Raw genomic sequence first — 5,444 nt, 5'->3', positions numbered from 1 at the left:
GCCATCTACCCGAGCCTTATCGTCGGCAGCATCAGATGTGTATAAGATACAGAAGTTGGCCAGGAGCTGACGGCCGCAGTCCGTGCTGATGGACTCCGGATGGAACTGGACGCCCCAGCGCGGCAGCGACTGGTGGCGCATGCCCATCAGGACTCCGTCGGGGGTCCACGCCGTCTCCACCAGTCCCTCCGGCAGCGGCCGGGCCAGGCAGAGGGAGTGATAGCGCACCACCTGGAAGTCCTGCGGGAGCCCTTCGAAGAGGTCGGTCCCCGTGTGGCGCACGGCGCTCAGCCGTCCGTGCATGGCCTGCGGAGCGTGCTGGACGCGGGCTCCGTGGAGGTGGCCCATGCCCTGGTGGCCCAGGCACACGCCCAGGATGGGGACGTCCGCCTCCAGGAGCGCGTCACGGCAGATGCCAAAGTCCGCCGGGTGGTCCGGACGGCCGGGGCCCGGGGAGATGACGATGTTGTCGAACCCGAGCCCCCGCAGCTCATGCCACGGCTTCTCGTCGTTGCGCACGACGACCGGCTGCGTCCCGCTCACCTCCGACAGGAGCTGGAACAGGTTGAACGTGAACGAGTCGTAGTTGTCGATGATGAGCGTCCGCACCCGCACGTCTCCCGTCACCCGTCGATGATGCGCTCTTCGCGCCGACACGCCTCGTCGATGATGAGCGTGTAGAGCGCCTCGACGAACGCGCGCTCCAGCCCCTGGGCCGCTCCCAGCTCCGCGCAGCGGCGCTTCACCTGTTCGACCCGCTGTGGCTGCATCATGGGAACGCCGTTCTCCCGCTTCCACTGCGCGACGCGGTCACACACCTGGAGCCGGCGCGCCACCAGCCGGACCAGCTCCTCGTCCACCGCGTCCAGCTCCTGCCTGAACCCCTGCAAAGCATCCATGCGCATCCACCCTCATGAGCGGCCGCCTCGTCAGCGGCGCGCGGGCGACTCCACTCCGGACAGCAGCGACGACAGCGGGCGCTCCGGCTCCCGCGAGAAGGCCTCGAACAGCGACACCAGCGACCGGGCCACGTGCCGCGCCGTGTCCTCGTGGAGGCGGTCCGCCCGGTAGTCCAGGACCAGCTCCAGCGTGGCGCGCGGCTCCAGCGAAACCCCCAGGTCGTACTCGCTCGATTCCGGCGGGGCCTCCAGCGCCTCCACGGACAGGCCCGCCACGTCGAAGGCCCCCAGCGGCCGGGCCAGGTGGTTGAGCACGTTGAACGTCGTGGTGAAAGGCGGGATTCCGTCCGGGAAGGCCCGCGCCCGCAGCAGCGCCAGGGGCAGCTCCCGGGTCCGGGCCTCCACGAACGCCTCGCCCGCGCGCCGCACCAGCCCCTCGGCCGTGGGGTCACCGGACACGTCCACGTCCAACACCAGCATGTTGGCGAAGCGCCCCAGCAGTCCCTGGAGCTCCAGCGCGTCCCGCGACGCCGAGGGACAGCCAATCCAGACGCGCTCCTCGCCGGTGAGCCGCCCGAGCACCGCGGCCAGTGCCGCCAGGCCCAGGCGGAACAGCGTCGCGCCCTGACGCACGGCCTGGGCCTCCAGCGCCGTCACCAGTGCCTCTTCCAGCGGCACCGTGAGCCTCCCGGGTCCTGTTCCCCCGGCGGCGCGCGCATCCATGGGCAGCCGGCCGCGGCGGGCTCCCTGGAGGTGCCGTGTCCACTCCGCGAGCTTCCGCGCCGCCGGGGCTCCTTCGAAGCGCTCCCGCTGCCAGCGCGCGAAGTCGGCGTACTGGAGGGGGAGCTCGGGAAGGGCCGCCACGCGCCCGGCCGCGGCGGCTTCGTAGCCGGCGCTCAGGTCCCCGATGAGCACGTTCAACGACTGACCGTCGTAGGCAATCCGGTGCGTGGCGAGCAGCAGCACGTGCTCCGCGGGCCCCAGCTCCAGCAGCCTCGCGCGCAAGAGCGGGACGTCACGCTCCAGGTCGAACGGGGTGGTGTGCCAGGCGCTGGCGACGCGCTGGACCTCGCGCTCGCGGTCCTCCTCCGACAGGGAGGCCAGGGCCTCGCGCTCCAGCGTGAAGCCGGGCGGCGGGTGGATGACCTGGACGGGGCCGCCTTCCACGCGGGGGTACGTGGTCCGGAGGATTTCGTGCCGGGCCACGAGCGCCTTCAGGGCTTGCTCGAGCGCGGCGGTGTCCAGGCGCCCCTTCAACCTCACGGAGAGCGGGATGAGGTGCTCCGTCCCGGGCAGTCCTCCTTCGCGCTCGGCGTCCAGCACCTGGGCCTGCGCGAAGGACAGCGGCAGCGGGCCATCGCGGCGCGTGCGCTGGAGCGGGGGGCTTCCAGCGGCCTGCGCGGGGGCCGCGTCCGCGAGGCTCACGGCGAGGGCGGAGATGGTCGGGTGCTCGAAGACGGCGGTGATGGGCACGTCCACCTGGAGCGCGCTTCGCAGCCGCGACACCACCTCGGCCGCTCGCAGGGAGTGGCCGCCCAGGGTGAAGAAGTCATCGAAGACGCCCACCGGTCCGGTGCCGAGCACCTGGGACCAGACATCCGATATCCGCTGCTCCAGCGAGGAGCGCGGCGCCACGAAGACGCTCCGGTTCTCCTCGTCGTGCGCCGGTGGCTCCGGCAACCGGCGCCGGTCCACCTTTCCGTTGGACGACATGGGCATGGCGTCCAGGGCCACGAAGACCTCCGGCACCATGTACGAGGGCAGCCGGTCCCGCAGGAAGTGGCGCAGCTCGCCGGTGGAGGGCCGCGCGCCCCGCGTGACGTACCAGGCGCACAGCCTGGCGTCCGGGCTCCCCGCGGGCACGGCCATCACCACCACCTCGCGCACGGCGGGGTGGCGGCCGAGCACCGCTTCGATTTCGCCGGGCTCGATGCGCTGGCCCCGGAGCTTCAGCTGCGCGTCGATGCGACCCCGCACCTCCAGGGCCCCGTCCCGCCGGAAGCGTCCCAGGTCCCCGGTGCGGTACAGCCTGGCGCCCTCCCGGCCACAGAAAGGATCCGGCACGAACTTCAGGGCCGTGAGGGCCGGTGACGCCAGGTAGCCCCAGGACACCACCGGCCCGCCGACGCAGACCTCCCCCCAGACACCGGGCGGCAGCAACTGCCCCCGCTCGTCGAGGACGTAGGCCTCCGCGTTCGCGATGGCGCGGCCCACCGGCACCGGTCCCGGCTCCCCCGGCTCGCAGGGCCACCACGTCATGGAGCCGCTGACCTCCGTGGCCCCGTAGAAGTTGTGCAGCCGGGCGCCGGGCAGCGCCTGGTGGAGCCTGCGGGTCAGCGCGACGGGCAGCGGTTCGCCTCCCGCGAAGACGTGACGGAGCGAGACGCAGGCTTCCACGCCCTCCTCGCGCAGCAGCAGCTCCAGCACCGACGGCACGACTTCGAGCAGCGTGACCCCCTCGTCCACCACGCAGTCCACGAGGTGACGCGCGTCGTAGCTCTTCGTTGGATCCGCCAACACCACCCGGCCGCCCGTGCACAGCGGGGCGAACAGCTCGCACAGCGAGGGAACGAACCCCAGGCCTCCCTTCTGGAGGCCCACGTCGCCCGTCCCCAGCGCGAAGGCGCCCTCCATCCAGCGCATCTGCGACACCAGCCCCCGGTGCGGCACGATGACGCCCTTGGGCGCTCCCGTGGAGCCGGAGGTGTAGAGGACGAAGGCCGCTGCGTCCGGCAGGGCCCGCGAAGGGAAGCCGTCCCGTGGGGACGCCCCCTCGCCGCCGGGCTCCAGCGTCAGGACCTCCGGGCCCAGCGGCCGCAGACGCGCGGCGCGGTGGGGCTCGGTGAGCGTGAGCACGGCCCCGGCGTCCCGGAGGATGCCGGCGAGCCGCTCATCCGGAGCGCCCGCGTCGAGCGGGACACAGGCCAGCCCCGCCCGGAGGACCCCGAGCAGCGCCACCACCTGCTCGAACGAGCGGTCCATGCACACGGCCACCCGTGCTCCCGGTTCGCACCGGCGCGCCAGCGCGGCCGCGAGGTGCTCCGCGCGGGACTGGAGCTGCGCGTACTGGAGCCGCTGACCTCGCATGCCCAGGGCCGGCGCGTCCGGGGTGCGCCCGGCCTGCTGGGACACCAGCACGTCCAGCGTCGATGCGTCCGACACCGCCCCCAGAGTCGCGTTCCATCGCACCAGGTCGCGCTGCTCGCCGGGCGTGAGCAGCGGCAGGGCTCCCACGCGCGTGCCGGGACGAAGGGCGAGCGCTTCCAGCAGGGTGAGGTAGCGCGCGGCGAAGCGGCTCGCGGTGTCCGCGTCGAACAGCTCCGTGTTGTATTCGAGCGTCCCCCGCACCCCTCCCGCGTCCTCGTGCATCAGCAGGGACAGCTCGAAGGGGGAGACCTCTTCCGCCACGTCCACCAGCGTCGCGCGCACGTCGTCCAGGGCGGGAAGCACCGGCGGCTCCTGGAGCGCGAACGCGACCTGGAACAGCGGCGCCCGCGACAGGCTCCGGTCCGGCCGCAGCGCCTCCACGAGCTTCTCGAAGGGCAGGTCCTGGTGCGCGTAGGCGCCGAGCGCTTCGTCGCGGGTCCTGGCCAGAAGCTCGCGGAACGTCGGGTCCTGGCCGAACCGCGCGCGGAAGACGAGCGTGTTGGCGAAGAAGCCGATGAGCCCCTCCAGCTCCGGACGGCCGCGGTTCGCGATGGGCGAGCCCACCACGAGGTCGTCGCTCCCGGTGAGCCGGTGCAGCAGCACCTGGAAGGCCGCCAGCAGCGTCATGAAGAGCGAGGCGCCCTCGCGGCGCGACAGCTCCTGGAGCGCCGCCGTCAGCTCCCGGGGAATCACCACCGGGCACGCGGCCCCTTTCGCCCCGAGCACCGCCGGACGGGGGTGGTCCAGCGGCAGCTCCAGCACTCCGGGCGTCCCGTCCAGCCGCTCCCGCCACCACGCGAGGAGCGCGTCCAGCCCGGCGCCTTCCAGGCGCTCGCGCTGCCAGACCGCGAAGTCCGGATACTGGAGGGGCAGGGGCGTCAGCCGCGCGGGTTCGCGGCGGCGGAAGGCCCGGTAGAAGCGCGCCAGCTCGGCCACCAGCACGCCCATCGAAGCGCCGTCCGAGACGATGTGGTGCAGCGTGACGACGAGCCCATGGCAGCCCTCCAGCCGCATCACCGCCGCGCGCAGCAGCGGTCCCTCCGTGAGGGAGAAGGGCCGGCGGGCCTGCTCGCGAGCGGCCTCCCGGATGACGTCCTCGGGCGTGCCCTTCGCCAGCACGTTCACGTGCTCCAGCGCGAAGGGCACCGAGCCCAGGACCTGCTGGAACGGCTGCCCGCCGGCCTGGCGGAACACGGTGCGCAGGCTGTCATGGCGCGCGAGCAGCTGCTCGAAGCTCCAGGCCAGCGCCTCCAGGTCGAGCGGCCCGTCCAGCCGCAGCGCGGCCACGGTGTGGTAGCCCGCCTCGCCGGGCTGGACCTGCTCCAGGAACCACAGGCGCTGCTGCGCGAACGACAGCGGCGCGGGCCCCGCTCCTCCGCGACGGGGAATGGCGGGGAG

3 protein-coding genes are annotated in these 5,444 nt (G+C 73.1%); all 3 read right to left on the bottom strand.

The window, feature by feature from the left end; translation table 11 throughout:
* The coding region (locus D7W79_RS46560) for an anthranilate synthase component II (protein ID WP_147442264.1) at positions 1-609 on the bottom strand (609 nt) is incomplete at its 3' end.
* Positions 610-623: 14 nt separating this feature from the next.
* A complete protein-coding gene (locus tag D7W79_RS38210) occupies positions 624-899 on the bottom strand; it encodes a chorismate mutase (protein ID WP_244222201.1) in 276 nt (91 codons plus the stop codon).
* Positions 900-929: 30 nt separating this feature from the next.
* The coding region (locus D7W79_RS38205; protein ID WP_120530184.1) for a non-ribosomal peptide synthetase at positions 930-5,444 on the bottom strand (4,515 nt) is incomplete at its 5' end.

It is taken from the genome of Corallococcus exercitus (assembly GCF_003611585.1).
GTDB classification, from domain to species: Bacteria; Myxococcota; Myxococcia; order Myxococcales; family Myxococcaceae; genus Corallococcus; species Corallococcus exercitus.
This window is presented reverse-complemented; position numbering and strand designations above follow the sequence as displayed.

Coding starts and splice junctions, on each gene's coding strand:
- D7W79_RS38210 (WP_244222201.1), bottom strand. CDS start 899: ATGGATGCTTTGCAGGGGTTCAGGCAGGAGCTGGACGCGGTGGACGAG.